Origin of the sequence: Stenotrophomonas lacuserhaii, from assembly GCF_014836545.1 — a bacterium.
In the GTDB taxonomy this organism is placed as follows: Bacteria; Pseudomonadota; Gammaproteobacteria; order Xanthomonadales; family Xanthomonadaceae; genus Stenotrophomonas; species Stenotrophomonas lacuserhaii.
In genome coordinates this window covers 1-17,507 of sequence record NZ_JACSQS010000009.1, presented here as the reverse complement: position 1 = coordinate 17,507, position 17,507 = coordinate 1, and the positions used below count along the sequence as shown (strand labels likewise).

Annotated in this window: 16 protein-coding genes; 5 read left to right on the top strand and 11 right to left on the bottom strand. The window is 66.4% G+C overall.

What is annotated here, in order from left to right; genetic code table 11:
• Positions 1–39: 39 nt before the first annotated feature.
• The 7 genes from H9654_RS10090 to glyQ all read right to left on the bottom strand — a co-directional run bounded on the left by H9654_RS10090 (position 40) and on the right by glyQ (position 9,257).
• Complete coding sequence (locus H9654_RS10090; protein ID WP_191770718.1) at positions 40–423, bottom strand: InvB/SpaK family type III secretion system chaperone; 384 nt, start codon at positions 421–423, stop codon at positions 40–42.
• On the bottom strand, positions 420–2,510 hold the full coding sequence (locus H9654_RS10085; RefSeq protein WP_191770717.1) for an EscV/YscV/HrcV family type III secretion system export apparatus protein: 2,091 nt from the start codon (positions 2,508–2,510) through the stop codon (positions 420–422). The genes H9654_RS10090 and H9654_RS10085 overlap by 4 nt, the downstream gene beginning before the upstream one ends.
• On the bottom strand, positions 2,510–3,634 hold the full coding sequence (sctW, locus tag H9654_RS10080; protein WP_191770716.1) for a type III secretion system gatekeeper subunit SctW: 1,125 nt from the start codon (positions 3,632–3,634) through the stop codon (positions 2,510–2,512). The genes H9654_RS10085 and sctW overlap by 1 nt, the downstream gene beginning before the upstream one ends.
• Complete coding sequence (gene sctC, locus H9654_RS10075) at positions 3,621–5,330, bottom strand: type III secretion system outer membrane ring subunit SctC (RefSeq protein WP_191770715.1); 1,710 nt, start codon at positions 5,328–5,330, stop codon at positions 3,621–3,623. The genes sctW and sctC overlap by 14 nt, the downstream gene beginning before the upstream one ends.
• On the bottom strand, positions 5,327–6,085 hold the full coding sequence (locus tag H9654_RS10070; RefSeq protein ID WP_191770714.1) for a helix-turn-helix domain-containing protein: 759 nt from the start codon (positions 6,083–6,085) through the stop codon (positions 5,327–5,329). Before H9654_RS10070 ends, sctC begins: the two co-directional genes overlap by 4 nt.
• A gap of 118 nt (positions 6,086–6,203) precedes the next feature.
• A complete protein-coding gene (gene glyS, locus H9654_RS10065) occupies positions 6,204–8,273 on the bottom strand; it encodes a glycine--tRNA ligase subunit beta (protein WP_191770713.1) in 2,070 nt (689 codons plus the stop codon).
• A 69-nt stretch (positions 8,274–8,342) separates the two neighbouring features.
• Positions 8,343–9,257: a glycine--tRNA ligase subunit alpha gene (gene glyQ / locus H9654_RS10060; protein ID WP_101099483.1), complete on the bottom strand. Its 915-nt coding sequence runs from the start codon at positions 9,255–9,257 to the stop codon at positions 8,343–8,345.
• Between the two features lie 129 nt (positions 9,258–9,386).
• Between glyQ and H9654_RS10055 the strand changes: the two genes are divergently transcribed.
• Genes H9654_RS10055 through H9654_RS10045 form a run of 3 tightly spaced genes read left to right on the top strand, consistent with a single transcriptional unit; the run spans position 9,387 to position 12,886 of the window.
• On the top strand, positions 9,387–11,216 hold the full coding sequence (locus H9654_RS10055; protein WP_191770712.1) for a GspE/PulE family protein: 1,830 nt from the start codon (positions 9,387–9,389) through the stop codon (positions 11,214–11,216).
• Positions 11,188–11,934, top strand: a complete 747-nt coding sequence (locus H9654_RS10050) for a glutamine amidotransferase (protein WP_191770711.1) — start codon at positions 11,188–11,190, stop codon at positions 11,932–11,934. The genes H9654_RS10055 and H9654_RS10050 overlap by 29 nt, the downstream gene beginning before the upstream one ends.
• A gap of 52 nt (positions 11,935–11,986) precedes the next feature.
• A complete protein-coding gene (locus H9654_RS10045; RefSeq protein ID WP_182656394.1) occupies positions 11,987–12,886 on the top strand; it encodes a BPSS1780 family membrane protein in 900 nt (299 codons plus the stop codon).
• Positions 12,887–12,934: 48 nt separating this feature from the next.
• Here H9654_RS10045 and tatC read toward each other — a convergent pair whose 3' ends face one another.
• From tatC to H9654_RS10025, 4 genes are all read right to left on the bottom strand, one after another.
• The gene (gene tatC, locus H9654_RS10040; protein WP_101099487.1) at positions 12,935–13,681 is read right to left on the bottom strand and encodes a twin-arginine translocase subunit TatC; all 747 of its coding nucleotides are present in this window, start codon (positions 13,679–13,681) and stop codon (positions 12,935–12,937) included.
• Positions 13,678–14,163 carry a Sec-independent protein translocase protein TatB gene (tatB, locus tag H9654_RS10035; protein WP_191770710.1) on the bottom strand — a complete coding sequence of 162 codons (486 nt, stop codon included), beginning with the start codon at positions 14,161–14,163 and terminating at the stop codon, positions 13,678–13,680. The genes tatC and tatB overlap by 4 nt, the downstream gene beginning before the upstream one ends.
• 15 nt (positions 14,164–14,178) lie before the next feature.
• The gene (gene tatA, locus H9654_RS10030; protein WP_057507047.1) at positions 14,179–14,409 is read right to left on the bottom strand and encodes a Sec-independent protein translocase subunit TatA; all 231 of its coding nucleotides are present in this window, start codon (positions 14,407–14,409) and stop codon (positions 14,179–14,181) included.
• A 79-nt stretch (positions 14,410–14,488) separates the two neighbouring features.
• On the bottom strand, positions 14,489–15,376 hold the full coding sequence (locus H9654_RS10025) for a lipid-binding SYLF domain-containing protein (RefSeq protein ID WP_101099488.1): 888 nt from the start codon (positions 15,374–15,376) through the stop codon (positions 14,489–14,491).
• A gap of 162 nt (positions 15,377–15,538) precedes the next feature.
• Here H9654_RS10025 and hemH point away from each other — a divergent pair, with 162 nt between their 5' ends.
• Both hemH and H9654_RS10015 read left to right on the top strand, forming a co-directional pair.
• On the top strand, positions 15,539–16,501 hold the full coding sequence (gene hemH / locus H9654_RS10020) for a ferrochelatase (RefSeq protein WP_191770709.1): 963 nt from the start codon (positions 15,539–15,541) through the stop codon (positions 16,499–16,501).
• Between the two features lie 2 nt (positions 16,502–16,503).
• On the top strand, positions 16,504–17,337 hold the full coding sequence (locus H9654_RS10015) for an alpha/beta fold hydrolase (RefSeq protein WP_225211986.1): 834 nt from the start codon (positions 16,504–16,506) through the stop codon (positions 17,335–17,337).
• Positions 17,338–17,507: the final 170 nt, after the last annotated feature.

Here is a 17,507-nt window from a genome sequence, read left to right as displayed (position 1 = left end):
CCGGATGCGCGGCAGGCCGCCAGAGAGACCGTGGGTACGTCATCGAATGGCCTGCAGCCGCGCCAGGCACTGATGGAAATCCTGCAGCGCCTCGGCCAACCGCGAGGGATCCTGCGCGTATTCGGCTTGCAGCATGCCGCCGACGCGGCCGTCCTCACGCAGCACCATGGCCCCGGCATCCCAATGCGCGACGGGCCGGATGACCTCGCCCAGCAGCGGCTCGGCCAGCATGCTGCGAGCCTGTTCACCGATTTCTTCAATCGAGCCCCACAGCCAGACCTGTTCGCCATCGCGTGGGTCGAGATAGATATCCCCCACGTCGTCGAATGACATGACGATCGTCGAATGGTCATCGAACTCGTAGTCGCTGGAGTTGGCACCGAGCTGTTCGAGTGCCTGGCAGAGTGTTTCTTTGAGGGTCATAGTGATTTCACGACATCAAGGGAGATGGCATCGGATATCTCCGAGAACGAGAGAACCGCGAGACCGGGCAGCTTGTTCTCGACGAACCGTTTGACGAACCGGCGCACGTCCGGCGCGACCAGCAGCACCGCTTCCGGGCGGCTGGCCAGCAGCGGCTCCATGACGATGACGAGGCGGTCGAGCAGCTGCTCCGCCTGCGCCGGGTCAAGATTCAGGAAGGCCGCGCCCTGGCTCTGGCGTATGCCCGAACGGACCAGCTGTTCGGTATCCGGCGCCAGCAGGACCGCTGCAATGCGATCATTCCGCGCGTGCTGGGAAGAGATGTAGCGCGCCAGCCCGGTACGCACATGCTCCACCAGCAGGATGACGTCCTTCTCACGCTGGCCCCACTGCGCCAATGTTTCCAGGATGATCTTCATGTTGCGGATGGAGACGCCCTCGCGCTGCAGGCGCTGCAGCACTTCGGCGACGCGCTGCACGGGAATGTGGCGGTGGACTTCCTTCAGCAGCTCGGGGAACCGTTTTTCGGTTTCGTCCAGCAGGTACTTGGTTTCCTGGATACCGAACAGTTCGCCGATGTTGCGCATCAGCGCATCGTGTACCAGCTGATGCAGCTCTTCCTCATCGCTGCGGGTGCCCATGCCCATGGCCTGCAGCTGGTCCTGCATGCTGGCGGGCATCCAGCACCGCGCCGGTGCGCCCTCGTTGCCGGGCAGCGCGATGGCACCGTCCAGCATCGCAAGTTCATCGCTGTCGGCGAGCACTCGGACGTGGTCGAGTACGATCTCCGTGCTGGCAGCGGGGATTTCGTTGATCATCACCATGATCCGGTGCGCGCCGGCCTCGTGCTTGCGCAGCAGCATGGGTGGCAGCTGCATGCCCGCACGCAGGTGCAGTTCCGCGCGAAGCTGGCGCTCCAACCCGGCCGCCTGCCATTTGGCATGGTGCGCCGGCGGTACCAGCAGCAGCAGCGGGACCGTTTCGTTGACCTGCTTGCCATCGTGGGTCAGCTGTCCCTGCCCGCCCGGTGCGTCCGGCTTGCCGCTGTGCCCGATTGCCTGCCCGGTGGCGTTGCCGCTACCGGTGCGTTGTGACTCAGCGTCATCGGCGCGCAGCCGCCACGCTGCCAGAGCGAACAGGCCGGCCGCCAACACGAAGAACACCGGCAAGGGGAATCCGGGCAGCAGCCCCAGAAGCAGGACAAGCGTGCCGGCGATGAACAGCACTTTCTGGCTGCTGAAAAGCTCCTTGATGATGCTCGAACCCAGGTTGCCTTCGTCGCCCCCTACGCGGGTCACGATGAAACCGGCACTGATGCAGATGAGCAGAGCCGGAATCTGCGCGACCAGACCATCCCCGATGGTGAGCAGGGTGAACACGCTCAATGCCTGCTGGAAGCCCATTCCGTGCTGCAGCATACCGACGGCGATGCCGCCGAACAGGTTGACGAACACGATCACGATGCCCGCGATGGCGTCGCCCTTTACGAACTTCATTGCGCCATCGTAAGAACCGTAAAGCTGACTCTCCTTCTCCACTTCGCGGCGGCGCAGCCTGGCGCCCGCCGCGTCGATGGATTCGGCGCGCAGGTCCGCGTCGATGCCCATCTGTTTGCCTGGCATGCCGTCCAGCGAGAAGCGTGCCACCACCTCGCCGATCCGCTCGGAGCCCTTGGTGATGACAATGAACTGCACGATGGTGACGATCGCGAAGATGACGAAGCCGACGACCAGGTTGTCTGCTACCACGAACTCGCCGAACGCGGCCACGATATGCCCCGCATCGGCGTCCACCAGGATCAGCCGGCTGGTGCTGACCGACAGCGCCAGCCGCATCAGCGTGGTGAACAGCAGCACCGACGGGAACGTGGAGAAGCTCAGGATGCGTTCGACGTAGAACGAACTGAGGAAAATGACGATCGCGATCAGCAGGTTGACCGCGATCAGCAGGTCCACCAGGAAGGTCGGCAGCGGCACGATCAGCATGCCGATGATGACCGCCATCAGCACGACCAGAGCCAGTTCCGGGCGCAGCAACGTGCGCGCCACCTGGCCCAGCCCACCGGCAGTGGGTGCGCTGGCCGCCATCAGACCGCCACCCAGCGGCCTGCAGCCGCTTGCTGCTGTTCCTGCTTCAACGCAGCCTCAAGCAGAACCTCGACCTCGTCCAACGCGCGGACATGTTGCCCCGGATCGCGCCACAGGCCATGCGGCACCGCCTTCAGGAAGCGCCGCATGTTGGCGGCGAAACGGGATTTTTCCCTGGTCTGGAGGGCGCACGCCACCTGTCCGAACACGCCGTCGAACAGCTCCTGCAGTCCTCCCCCCCGCTGGATCATCGCGAACAGGGCCGACAGCAGCGTCGACTGGGTGACCCCGATACGGATCATCACGGAGGCTTCCCAGCAGCACGCCAGCAGCAGGTAATCGGCCGAGCGCAGCATGGTGAGCTGCCGCACGCGCTGCAGCAGGTAGCCGAACTCCAGGCGACTGCAGGAGGGATCGAGCGCATACATGTCCGCGCCCATGGCATGTTCGATGAAGTCAACCACCCGGGTGCGGGATTCGAAGCCGTAAAGCGCTATCCATTCCTCATAGCTGGCCAGCGGCTCGCCGTCGCCGAGGAAATCGCGGTAGGTCTGCCGGAGCTGGGCGGGCGTCGCAGCCAGCAACCTGGAATGCAGGCGCGCCTTCAATGCGACGTTGAGGCCCGCCCGCACTGCCTTCCCGCTGCTCCCGCCGAGAAACTCCTGTTCCAGCTCGTCGAGGATCTCTGCCAGTTCCTCCAGCTCCGCACCGGAGCGCAGCGCACGCAACGCGGCCACCGCGTCGCTTGGATCGGCGAACAGCGCGCCGAGCAGGTTCCGCAACTGCTCCACGTTGGCAGGCGGAAACTGCTGCAGCTGCAATCGCAGGGCGGACAGCTTTTCCGGGCCTTTCGGGTCGAGCACCTGTTCCAGCCAGGCGTGGGCGTTGACGGGAGACTCGTCGGCATCCCGCGAGCGGTTGCGGCGCAGGCTTGATACCAGAGCGGAAAGGTCGTCGCTCATGGTAAGCGCCTGCTGCAACAAGCCCTGCTGCGAGTTCGCCCGCCGCATGGCGGAGGTAGAGGATGCGGGCTCGTCTTCCGGCACGGGCTGGGCAACCGGCGCGGTGCGAGGGCGCTGGGCCGGCACGGAAAGCCGTGCGGCGGCGACGTCAATGTGCGCCATTCAATGCCTCCCGCACGCTTTCGCGGACGCGCTGGAAATGTTCCGGCAGGGGGAGCTGAAGGTCTTCGATACGATCGAAACCTGCGCCAGGCAGCAGATCCGCCGATGTGCGTACCCGGGGCTGGATCAGGAAGATGCGCACCAGTTCCTGTTGGCGGTCGCTACGATGGCGAAAGGCATGGCCCAGCCACGGGATGCGCCCCAACCCGGGAATGGCGGCGCGGTTGCGGGCCTGTTCGTGGCGGGTGTAACCGCCCACCAGCAGGCTGAGCTGATGCGGCACGCGGGCGACGGTATCGATGGTGGTGCGGTTGATCACCGGCAGCCCTTCCACTTCGCTGCCGCTGTCGGTTCCATCTTCGATCTTCAGCTGCATCTCCACTTCGTCGTCGGCGGAGACGCGTGGCAGCACGCTGATCATCGTGCCGTAGGTCACCGATTCCAGCGACGCCGCGCGCTCGGCCTGCAGCCGCGCGTAGAAGGTGCTGTTGCTGTCGAAATGGGCCAGCACGTTTTCCTGGGTCAGCAGCACCGGGCGCGATACCACGCTGGCTTGGCCGCGCTCGGACAGCGCCGTGACCGAGGCCAGGAAACGCTCACCATCCAGCGTGGAGGTGGAGCCGTTGAATCCCACGCCGAGGCGACCACTGATGCCCACCTGGCCGCTCCACTTCACCCCGAGGCCGTCCAGCTGCTTCTTCTGCACATCGATGATCCACAACGAGAGTTCGACCTGCTTGCGCGGCAGGTCAAGCTCGGCCACCAGCTGCTTCACTTTCTGGATGCCCGACAGCGTGCCCCGCACGATCAGGCTGTTGGTTTCCGGGTAGGCCACCACGACGGTACGCGTGGAGGCTTCCGACGCGGTCGGCGTACGGCTTTCCCGGCGTGCCAGCGGCTGGCCCTGCCGCGCCGCAACGGCACTCTCCTCGCTGGGATCTTCGGCGCTGGCCTCGCTCGGCGGCCTGCGCACGATGATGTCACTGACGCCTGAGTCCGCCAGCACACTGGCCAGCGTTTCCGCCATGCCGGGCAGGGTGGTTTCCCAGGACCGCATGCCATAGCGCCGGCCCTGCGCGAAGCTGTTGCGCAGCGCGATGACCTCCACGTGCTCGGCGCGTGCATCGGCGCCGCGGTACAGCTCATCCAGGTAGCGCGCCGCACTCAGCACGATGTCGACATGGACCGGTGATCCGGAGACGTAGAAGGTGCCCGCCGCGCTGCCCCCCCGCAGCGCATGGCGCGGATCGGCAAGCCGCGTGCGGCGCAGGAAGTCTTCCAGCACGGCGATGGAGGCATGCTGCATGTGGCCGATGGCATTGCGGGTTTCGCTGGCGTCATGCACGTAAAGCGTCTGGCCGTCGCTGTACCAGATCAGGCCGACATCGCGGGCGACCTGGTCGAGCACCGCCTGCGGTTCACGCAGCGAGAAGCTGCCCTGGACACGCTTTTTCTGCGCTTTGGTGCTGACGATGACCGGCAGTTTCATCTGTGCGGCCACCGACTGCAGCAGCAGGGATACGCCGTCGCCACGGGATACGAAGGTGGCGTCGGCGGACAGTTCGCTGCGATGGCGGATCGCGGTGTTTTCAAGCGGCACGTCGTCGCCGCCTGCCTGTTGGGCAAGCAACGGGGCGGGAAAGGTGCCGGCCAGCAGCACGGCGAACAGACAGACGGTGTAGCGCACAATTTTCACAATGAATGGACTGATTGATAGATGGAACTGGGCGACCTGCCAAGCAGCGATTTGATTTCACTGCAGAAGTGCGAAGGCGACGAAAAGCCGAAATCCGACGACAGCCGGGTGAAGGTGGCTCCGGTATCGGCATAGCGATGCAGCACCCGCCCTGCGCGCAGCAGGCGCAGCTGTTCCTTCAGCGAGCGGCCGAAGGCGCGCCGGCCGATGCGGCGGAACTGGGCGACGGACAGGCCGTAGCGATCAGCAAGCTTCTGGACGCCCTGGTCCGGACTTTCCAGCACGAACCGCACCAGCTGGTAGACCTCACGCCGGGCCCAGCGCGCGGCCACGGCCTGGAAGGCCGGTGTGTCATCCAGCAGCTCGTTCATCAGCCAGTTCTGCGGTGCGTTGGGGTGCTCGAGCGCGCCTGTGACCGCCAGCAGCGCCGCCGTGCGGCGATCGCCCTCCACGTTGCGCTGCACGCCTTTGGCGTGATCGTGGAACGCAAGCAGGCGCGGCATGCTGTCCGGCACCGCCAGCACCCGGACATGGCGTCCCAGCAGCTTCAGCTGGCGCTCACCGCTTGCCAGCAGGCGGACGCCACCGGGCTCGATCGTGAAGCGGGAGTTGCCGTCGTAGTCGCGTGCCGCGCCGAGGTCGACGTCCGCCACGTGGTGGTCGGCGACCAGCAACACCGATTCCGCGCGAGGAATCACGCATGACAGGGTGGTCGGGTGCGCCGTCGGCGACTGGGGAAGAGGGATGTACGACATGACGCACATGGTGTTGCGTCATGCCGCAGAGGGCTATGAGCCGAATTGCGCTTTTGCCCGCGGGTCGACCAGCGGGGCAGCATGCTGCCGGCCCCGGGTTCTGCAGCTGTTACGGCTGTTACAGCTGGGCCAGCGAGGCCACCGCGTCGAAGCGCTCGGACAGGCGCTTCAGCAGCGCAAGACGGTTCGCGCGCACGGCCGGATCCTCGTCGTTGACCATCACCTGGTCGAAGAACGCGTCCACCTGCGGCCGCAGGCGCGCCAGCCGTTCCAGCACGCTGACGTAGTCCTTCTGCTGCAGGCTGGCACCGGTATCGTCAATGGCTGCGGCAACCGCTTCGGCGAGCGCGCGCTCGGCCTCTTCGCGCAGCAGCGACGGGTCGATCTGGCCCGGGATGTCGATGTCGGCCTTGCGCAGGATGTTGCCGATGCGCTTGTTCGCCGCCGCCAGTGCCGGCGCTTCCGGCAAGGCTGCAAACGTACCGATTGCGTCAATACGTCGGTCGAAGTCATACAGCGACGCGGGCTTCAGTTCGGCCACCGCGTTGAACTGCGACGCCGGAACGCCCTTGTCGGCGTAATAGCCGCGCAGGCGTTCGATGATGAAGTCGTACAGTTCGGCCACGTCGGCCTGCACGTTACGCGGTGCGAGCGCCGTGTTGGCCTGCGCCAGCAGAGCGCGCAGGTCCAGTTCGAAGCCGCTTTCGATGACCGTACGCGCCAGGCCCAGCGCGTTGCGGCGCAGCGCGAAGGGATCCTTGTTGCCGGTCGGCTTGAGGCCTGCGGCAAAGCCACCGGCGAGGGTGTCCAGGCGCTCGGCGATCGCCAGCACCTTGCCCAGCGGCGACAGTGCGATATCGTCACCGCCGAAACGCGGCTGGTAGGACTCGTCGATGGCCAGCGCGACCTCCGGCGACTCGCCCCCGGTCAGCGCGTAATGGCGGCCGGCGATACCCTGCAGTTCGGGGAATTCATTGACCATGCGCGACTGCAGGTCGTTCTTGGCCAGCTGCGCGGCACGCCTCGCCAGCACGGGGTCGGCACCGACCTGCGGGGCGATGGCATCGGCCAGCGCGACCACGCGTGCGACCTTGTCGGCCACGCTGCCCAGCTTGGCCTGGTAGGTCACGGTCTTCAGGCCATCGCCCATCGACTCCAGCCCCTGCTTGAGGTCTTCGTCGAAGAAGAACTTGGCATCGGCGAAGCGCGGACGGATCACCCGCTCGTAGCCCTTGGCGACTTCCGCCACATCCTTGGATTCGATGTTGGCGATGCCGATGAATTTCTCGGTCAGCCTGCCGCCGTCATCCAGCACCGGGAAGAATTTCTGGTTGATCTCCATCGTCTCGATCAGCGCTTCCTGCGGCACCGCCAGGAACGCGCGTTCGAAGCTGCACAGCACCGCCGACGGCCATTCGACCAGGTTGACCACCTGCCCCAGATTGTCTTCGGTGATGCGTGCACTGCCGCCCGCTTCCGCAGCGGCGGCCTGCACCTGCGCGGCGATGCGTTCGCGGCGTTCCTGCGGATCGACCAGCACGAAGGCCGAACGCAGCGATTCGACGTAATCCTGCGGTTGGGTCAGCCACACGGTCTTGTCATGGTGGAAGCGATGGCCGCGGGTCATGCGGTCGGCCTTCAGGCCGAACAGTTCGGCATCGATGATATCCGGGCCGTGCAGCAGCACCAGCCAATGCACCGGCCGCGCGAAGCCCCATGCATGGTCACCCCAGCGCATCGGCTTGGGGATCGGCATCGCCGCGATCGCCTCGCGCAGTACCTCCGGCAACAGCTCGGCGGTGCGCGCACCCGGCTTCACGGCGCGGTGCACGAAGCGCTCGCCCTTGGCATCGCGGGTCTTCTCCAGCGCGCTCCAGTCGATCCCGGCCTTGGCCGCGAAGCCCTGCAGCGCCTTGGTCGGCTGGCCGTCGGCATCCAGTGCGATGTTCAGGTACGGGCCCAGCACTTCGCTGTGCTGTTCGGGCTGTTCGGTGCCCACGCCCGGCAGCAGCACGGCGAGGCGGCGTGGCGTGGACAGCGGGCGCGCATCGCCCAGGTCCAGTTCGACGCCGCGCTTGCGCAGGCCCTCGACGATGCCGTCGAAGAACGCCTGGGACAGGCCCGGCAGCGCCTTGACCGGCAGCTCTTCGGTGCCCAGTTCGATCAGCAGGGGAGACAGGTGGCTCATCGGTTCAATCCAGTTGGGGGCGCAGCGCGCGACGCGGCCGGCGCCCGGTGGTTCGGGAAGGTGCGGGACTCAGGCCTGCGTTCTGGCGCCGGGGAAGCCCAGCTTCTCGCGCTGTTCGTAGTACGCCTGGGCCACGCCCTGGGCCAGCGCGCGCACGCGCAGGATGTAACGCTGGCGCTCGGTCACGCTGATCGCACGGCGCGCATCGAGCAGGTTGAAGGCATGGCTGGCCTTGGTCACCTGCTCGTACGCCGGCAGCGGCAGGCCCAGTTCGACCAGCTTCTTCGCTTCGCGTTCGCAGGCGTCGAAACGGTGGAACATCTCTTCCACGTCGGCGTGTTCGAAGTTGTAGGTGCTCTGCTCCACTTCGTTCTGGTGGTAGACATCGCCATAGGTCACCGGGGTGCCGTCCGGACCATAGGTCCACACCAGGTCGTAGACGTTGTCGCAGTTCTGCAGGTACATGCACAGGCGTTCGAGACCGTAGGTGATCTCGCCCAGCACCGGCCGGCACTCCAGGCCACCGGCCTGCTGGAAGTAGGTGAACTGGGTCACTTCCATGCCGTTGAGCCAGACTTCCCAGCCCAGGCCCCACGCGCCCAGGGTCGGCGATTCCCAGTTGTCTTCGACAAAACGCAGGTCATGCACCAGCGGATCGATGCCCAGCGCCTTCAGCGAATCCAGGTACAGCTGCTGGATGTTGTCCGGCGCCGGCTTCATCGCTACCTGGTACTGGTAGTAGCGCTGCAGGCGGTTCGGATTTTCGCCATAGCGGCCATCGGTGGGGCGCCGCGAAGGCTGCACGTAGGCGGCGTTCCAGGTCTCCGGGCCGATCGCGCGCAGGAAGGTCGCCGGGTGGAACGTGCCGGCGCCCACTTCCAGGTCGAGCGGCTGGATCAGCACGCAGCCCTGCTGCGCCCAGAACTGGTTCAGGGTCTGGATCAGGCCCTGGAAGGTGATCGGAACGGTCGGGGTCGCGGACATGCGGTCGATTCTTGGCCGGGCAGAGGGGTGCGCTAGTATAACGAGCGACCACCGCCGGGCGCTGGACGCGATCCAGACCACGCGGAGGCGGCGTTCAACGCACCACGTGGCAACCAAGGACACAGGACGATGGAGCAGCACCCGATGGCGTCGTCCCCGCAACCAGCAGCGATCCTGCCGCCCGGCCGGCTGCTGTTCGAACAGGTCGCCACCGCGCTGGTGGCCGATGGGCTGGTCGCCGACAGCGACCTGGAACGTGTGCGGTTCTCCGCCCAGGGCGCGAAGAACGCCAGCGAAGTGCATCCGCTGGTGCTGCTGGCCAACCTGAAACTGGCCGCCAGCGGCGGCGGCGAGCTGGGGCTGGAGCGGCTCACCGACTGGCTGGCCAAGCGCACCGGTACCCGCTACCTGCGCATCGACCCGACCCGGGTGGACGTGGCCAGCGTGACCGCGCTGGTGTCCCACGCCTATGCGCGCCGGCATCGCTTCCTGCCCCTGGCGGTGGACAGCGAACGGGTGCTGGTGGCCACCAGCGAGCCACTGGCGCAGGAGTGGCGGCGCGACCTGCAGCACCTGACCCGGCGCCCCATCGAACTGGCCCTGGTCAACCCGCTGGACCTGCACCGCTACACCATGGAGTTCTACGGGGTTACCCGTTCGGTGCGTGGCGCCGGCGGCGATGCCCGTTCGGAAACCAGCAGTACCCTGCCCAGCTTCGAGCAGCTGGTGGAGCTGGGCCGCGCCGGCGACGTCAATGCCGACGACCAGCACATCGTGCACATCGTCGACTGGCTGCTGCAGTACGCCTACGAGCAGCGTGCCTCGGACATCCACCTGGAACCACGGCGCGACATGGGCCGCATGCGATTCCGCATCGATGGCGTGCTGCACAAAGTGTTCGAAGTGCCGCCGGCGGTGATGACCGCCGTGGTCAGCCGGATCAAGGTGCTCGGCCGGATGGACCTGGGCGAACGCCGGCGCCCGCAGGACGGCCGGATCAAGACCCGCTCGCCGGGGGGACGCGAAGTGGAAATGCGTATTTCCACCATGCCCACCGCGTTCGGCGAGAAGTGCGTGATGCGCATCTTCGACCCCGACGCGGCGTTCAAGAGCATCGACCAGCTGGGCTTCAGCGCGCAGGAAGCGGCCGGCTGGAACACGCTGGTCGAACAGCCACACGGCATCGTGCTGGTCACCGGGCCAACCGGTTCGGGCAAGACCACCACGCTGTATTCCACGCTTAAACGGCTGGCCACGCCGGACGTGAACGTGTGCACGGTGGAAGACCCGATCGAAATGATCGCGCCGGAATTCAACCAGATGCAGGTGCAGACCAACATCGACCTGGATTTCGCCAGCGGCGTGCGCACCCTGCTGCGGCAGGATCCGGACATCATCATGATCGGTGAAATCCGCGACCTGGAAACCGCGCAGATGGCGGTGCAGGCTTCGCTTACCGGCCATCTGGTGTTGTCCACCCTGCACACCAACGATGCGCCCTCGGCGATCACCCGCCTGCTCGACCTCGGCGTGCCGCATTACCTGCTGGCCTCCACCCTGAACGGCATCCTGGCCCAGCGCCTGGTGCGCACCCTGTGCACGCACTGCAAGGTGCCGCACGTGCTGGAAGCGGCCGACTGGGCGGTGCTGGCTGATGGCCAGATGGCATATCCAGATGCCGCCACGCCGTACCGGCCGGTCGGCTGCCTGGAGTGCCGGCGCACCGGATTCATGGGACGGATCGGGCTGTATGAGCTGCTGCCATTGGGCTCGCGGCTGCGCGGGCGGATCCGCGCAGACATGGATCTGGGGGCGTTTTCGCGTGAAGCACGCGGTGCAGGACTGCGCACCCTGCGCCAGGCAGGGCTTGAAAAGGTGGCCCTTGGGCTGACTACAATCGAGGAAGTCCTGTCAGTCGTGCCGCCTGCCGATGAACCACCTTCCCTTCCTGATCGTTGAGACCGGCCGACCGCTCGCCTCGTTGCGGCGCTACGGCCGTTTTCCGCACTGGATCCGGGTCGCGGCGGGGCTGGAAGAACAGGAAACCGTGGTGGTCGATGCCGAACACGGCGACCCCCTGCCGGACGTGCGCGGCTATGCCGGCGTGCTGGTGACCGGCTCGGCCGCCTATGTCACCGACCGGGCCGACTGGAGCGAGCGCAGCGCCGCCTGGCTGCGCGAGGCGGTGCACGGTGGCAGCCCGGTGTTCGGCATCTGCTACGGCCACCAGCTGCTGGCGCATGCGCTGGGTGGGCAGGTGGATTACAACCCTGCCGGCCGCGAATCGGGCACCATCGAGTTGTCGCTGGATCCGGCTGCCCATCAAGACCCACTGTTCAGCGGTTTGCCATCGCGTTTCCCGGCCCACGCCACGCACCTGCAGACGGTGCTGCGCGCACCGGAAGGTGCCTCGGTGCTGGCTCGTTCCACGCTGGATGGCTGCCATGCCTTCCGCTGGGGTGACCGCGCCTGGGGGGTGCAGTTCCATCCGGAATTCGCCACCCACCACATGCGCGGCTACGTGCGCGCGCGTGCCCAGTGCATCCGCCAGCACGGCGGCTGCGCACGCAGCATCGAGCGTGCCATCACCGCCGCCCCGCTGGCCCGGCAGCTGCTGCGCCGTTTCGTGCGCCAGGCCCGCCACGCTTCAGGTCACGGCGCCGTAAAACAGGGATAATCACCGGATGCAGGGCACGCGCCCTGCCCCTCCCCCTGTTCTTCGGATTGGTATGAGCGAGATGCGCAAGCTACCGGCTTCGGCTGGTGCGGAATGGCTGGTGTCCGGGTTCACCCTGCTGCGCAAGGCGCCGCTGGGCCTGGGCATCCTTGGCATGATCTGGGCGTTGGCCGCGCTGCTGGTGACGGCATTGGCGACGATGGTGCCCGTGCTCGCACTGCCCGCGCAGTTGGTGATGGCCTTGGCCGGCCCGCTGATCTTCGGCGGCCTGGTGTGGGCCGTGCGCGAGGTCGACCACGGTCGCCCGGCGCAGCCGGCGCACCTGTTGCAGGGCCTGCACGACGGCCGCGCGCCGCACCTTCTGGTCTCGCTGCTGCCGCAGCTGGTGGCCGGCCTGGTGCTGGGCATCCTGTTGCTGCTGCTGATCGGCAGCTCCGGGCTGGGCCAGCTCAGCGAAGTGATGACCAAGCTCAACGAACTGAGCCAGTCCGGTGCGCAGCCGAGCCCGGCGGAGATGGAAGCGCTGGCCGCCAGCCTGCCCGCTGGCCGCATCCTGCTGTGGCTGCTGTGCGTGCTGGTGGTGTTCATCGCGGTGGCGCTGGCACTGTTCACGCTGTCGCCGCAGGTCATGTTCGAACAGCGCAACGGGCTGCAGGCGCTGCGCCTGAGCCTGCGCGCCTGCGTGCACAACCTGCTGCCGATGGCGGTGTTCTTCCTGCTCGCCTTCGTGGCGGTGTTCGCCGTCTACTTCCTGGTGATGATCGTGGCGATGGTCGCCCAGCTGGTGGGCGGGGCGATGCTGGCCCTGTTCGCCGCGCAGCTGTTGCTGATGGGCGTGATCATGCCGGTGTTCGCCGGCGCGGTGTACAGCGCCTGGAAGCAGATGTTCGGCGAGGCAGGTGAACCGCCGGCATTGCCGGACAGCGGACCGTCGAACGTGTTCCACGCCTGAGGCTTTGGGTGCCGCTGCCCTCGCCGAGCGTGGCTCGGCGCTGCCGGGTCAGGGCTCGGTCTGGCGGGCGCTGGAGGGCACCAGCCACTTCGAGGCGTGGATGCCCAGTTCGTAGAGCAGGCACATCGGGATGGCCAGCATCAGCTGTGACACCACGTCAGGCGGCGTCAGCACCGCCGCCAGCACGAAGATGCCGACCACCGCATAGCCGCGTCCTTCCTTGAACTGCTGCGGCGTGACCCAACCGAGCAGCGTCAGGATGACCATCGCCACCGGCAGCTCGAAGCTGCCGCCGAAGGCGAAGAAGATCGCCAGCACGAAATCCAGGTAGGCATTCGCATCCGGCGTGATCGCAATCACGTCCGGCCGGAAGGTGGTCAGGAAGTGGAAAACCGCCGGCAGCACCAGGAAATACGCGAACGCGCAGCCAGTGTAGAACAGCAGTACCGACGAGCCGAGGATCGGCACCGCCAGTCGTTTTTCGCGTGCGTACAGGCCAGGCGCGACGAAAGCCCACAGCTGGTACAGCAACCACGGCATGGCCACGAACAGGGCGAGGAAGAAGGTCAGCTTCAGGGGCGCGAAGAAGGCACCGGCCGGGTTGATCGCGATCATCGACTGCCCATTGGGCAGCTGCGAGATCAGCGGCTCGGCGACGACGGTGTAGAGGGTGCGCGAAAAAGGTAGCAGGCCCAGCAGTACGACCCCCAGGCCCAGCAGCGCGCGTACCAGCCGTGCGCGCAGTTCGACCAGATGCTCCACCAGCGAACTTTCACCGAACTCGTGCTCGCTCATGGGGTGTTCTCCTTCGCATTGGCAGGCGCAGGCGCGTCGGCCGGCGGCTCCGCCGTCGCAGGTGCCGGACTGGAACCGGGCAGCACGGCCGGTGCGGATGATGGCTGATCCAGCGCGATGGTTTCTGGCGTGGGGCGCACCTCGCCCATCGACGCGGTAGCGCGTGGCGTGCCGCGCACTTCATCGGCGATCATCCGGCCCTGGTCATCCACATCCTGCATCTGCCGGCGCGCGGCTTCGCCGCTGGCACGCAGTTCGCTCTCGGTGTCCTGCATCGACTGGCGCACGTCCTGCATCTGCCGCTTGATGTCTTCGGCCTGCAGCTCACGCTCCAGTTCCTGCTTCACCGAATCCCACTGGTTGCGCGCACGGCGCACCCACAGGCCGGCAAAGCGCGCCGCCTTCGGCAGTCGTTCCGGGCCAAGTACCACCAATGCCACGATCGCAACGACCAGCAGCTCACTGAAGCCGATATCAAACACCGCTACCCCTCCGGATCAGCGCGGGTCGCGGTCGCGCTCGTCCTGCACCGTGCTGCTGCGCGAGGCATCGTTGCGCGATTCATCACCGAGCTGTGCACCCGGCTTGTCTTCGTCACGCATGCCTTTCTTGAATTCCTTCACGGCCGAGCCGAGGTCCTTGGCGCCGCTGGTGAGCCGCTTGGTGCCGAACACCAGCAGAACCACGGCCAGCACGATCAACCAATGCCAGATGCTGAAACTGCCCATAAAGACGCTCGCAAATATTTTCAGGGATCAGGATCCCGAGCATAGCGCACCGGCAGGGGGCCGGCGCGCATGCTGGAAGTCAGTTGCCGTCCAGTGACTCGGTACGGATCTCACCTTCGGTGACTGGCTGGAAGCCCTGTTGCGACGGCGGCGCGGCAGGTACGTTCTGCAGTGGCACAGTGGTCGCTTCGGCGGCCGGCGGCGGAGCCACCTGCGGGGCCGGAGCGACAGCCGCCGCACGCGGTGCGGGCGCCGGGCCACTGGAGCCACGGTTGTTGCGGGCGGCGTAGGTGGCCTCTTCAAGGCGGTCACGGAAGGCCACCACGTCCATCGACGGGGCACCTGCGGCGCGCCCTTCGAAGATCATCCGCGGCGTGGTGCCGCTGCCGTACGCATCCAGATTGGCGGCATCATCGATCTGCAGCACGGCACCGTCCAGGGCGACACCGGCAAACAGGCCGCGTGCACGCGACCACGACCAGATTTCCGCCTTCAGCTGGCCATCGGTCGCGGCGGCCGCATTGCGTCCGACCGGACCTGCCGCCACGCCGGCGTCCGCGCCAAGGGTGAACTTGCCATTGACCAGGTTGTCCAGGCTGCGTTCGTTGCGGAACACCAGCACCACGTCGGAGGACTGCACGCCGGCCTGGAAGCCGATGCTGCCACCGGTGAGCTTCATGAACACCGGGTTGGACCAGCTGCCATCGGGCATCTTCACCGACATCAGGCCGTGCCCGCGGCGGCCGCCGATGACCAGGCCGGCCTTGATGGTGTCCGGGATGACGACGACGGCATGGCCTTCATCGAGCAGCTTGTCGGGGATCCCCTGCTCGGGGATTTCCTGGATTTCGGCCAGCACGCGTACCGCGTTGCGCGCACGCTGGTCTTCCTGGGGGCCGGCCAGCGCGGCCTGGCTGGACAACATCAAGCCAGCGGTGATCAACAGGGTAAGGCGAAGGCGACGCATGACGGACTCCGTATCAGTTCACCAAGAAGATATAGCAAGCAGCTGAAAGTAGGGCCGTTCAGATGAATCAGCAATGAGTTTTCCGGCTATTCATTCACTCTTTCGATCCATCTCATTGATCGATCTCATCCCGCCTTCGGGCGCGATCAGCGACAATGGCGCATGCTCAACGCACCCGATTCCGCCGTGCTGGCGGTGAACCTAGGCACGCCCGAAGCACCAACTGCCCCGGCAGTGCGGCGCTATCTGGCTGAATTTCTTTCCGATCCGCGTGTGGTGGCGATTCCGGCGTTGTTCTGGAAACCGTTGCTGTACGGCGTCATCCTGCCGCTGCGCAGCGGGCGCTCCGCGGAAAAGTACGCGCAGGTGTGGCTGCCGGGCGGCTCACCGCTGATGGTGCACACACGCAATCTGGCCGAGGCCATGCAGCGTTTGATGCCCAGCCGTCGGGTCCGCCATGCGATGCGCTATGGGGTACCCGCGCTGGGCAAGGAGCTCGATGACGCCAAGGCCGTTGGCATCCGACGCATCGCAGTGCTGCCGCTGTATCCGCAGTATTCAACCACCACCACCGCGTCGGTCGAGGATCTGGTGGAGCGCTGGCGCCGCAGGAATCCCGATGTACAGGTGGAGCTGATCCGCGACTACCCGGTGCACCCGGCGTGGGTCGAGGCAGTTGCCGGGTCGATCCGTCGGTGGTGGGAACAGCATGGCCGGGGGGAGAAACTGATGTTCTCCTTCCATGGGATACCGCAGCGGGTTGCCGATGCCGGTGACCCCTATCCGCGGCAGTGCGAAGCGAGTGCGGCGGCCATCGCTGCGGCGCTGGGCCTGTCCGCTGACCAATGGCAGATGGGGTATCAGTCGCGGTTCGGCCGCGAGAAGTGGCTGCAGCCCTATGCCGAACCCAGCCTGTGGGCGCTGGCCGAGGGCGGCGTCAAGCAGATCGACGTGGTCTGCCCCGGGTTTGCAACCGACTGCCTGGAAACCTTGGAAGAGGTCGCGTTGGGCTTCACCCACACCTTGGCCGAGCGCGGCGCGCAGATGCGCTACATCCCTTGTCTGAATGATGATCCCGCGCACGCAGGCGCCCTGGCGCAGTTGGCGGAGGACGCGCTGAAGTGACGTTGCAGGCGATTTCGCTGCAACTGGGCGGCCAGACCGTCAGTGGACTGCGGCGGCCAGGGACGGGGCGTCGGGTACTGGCGCTGCATGGCTGGCTGGATAACGCCGCCAGCTTCGTGCCACTGCTTGCGCATCTGCCGGAGCTGGACATCGTGATGCTGGACCTGCCCGGACATGGCTTAAGCAGCCATCTGCCGGCAGGTGCCAGCTACACCACGCCGGCAGCCATCTGCCATGTCCTGGATGTGGCCGACGCGCTGGGATGGGAACGCTTCACTCTGCTGGGCCACTCCATGGGGGCCGGCATCGCCAGCCTGACGGCCGCCGTTTCTGATCGCGTGGAGCGGCTGGTGGCGATCGAGGCGCTCGGCGGGCTGCGAGGCCCGGAATCGGAGACCGCGCAGCGCCTGCGCGACCACGTGACCGCCAGCCGCACGACCCACGGCCGACCGCTGAGGGTGTTCCCTACGCTGGCTGCACCGATCCGCGCCAGGATGATGGCCAATCAGCTGAGCGAAGCCAACGCGCGCCTGCTGGTGGAGCGCGGAGTATGCGATGTGCCGGGAGGTTACAGCTGGCGCACCGACCAGCGCCTGATGCTGCCAACCGCGGTACGGCTCACCGAGGGCCAGATCGACAACCTGCTGCAGGCCATCGCCTGTCCCGTGCAGGTGATCTATGCCAGCCCCGCCCAGGCCTATTACCCGGAACCGCAGCGCAGCGAGCGGCTCAAGCACCTGCGCGATGGCCGGTTGGCCGTGCTGCCTGGCACGCACCACGTGCATATGGAACGGCCAGCCGAGGTTGCCGAGCTCATCATGCGGTTCTGCGCCTGAGCGTTTGCTGGGAGATATGCGTGTGTGTCCGTATGACCAGCGGCAGGTTTTCAGACAAAAGAAAAACCCCGCTGCGTGAGCAGCGGGGTTCTCGGGTATAAACCCTGGCGATGACCTACTCTCGCATGGCTTGAGCCACACTACCATCGGCGCAGCTGCGTTTCACTTCC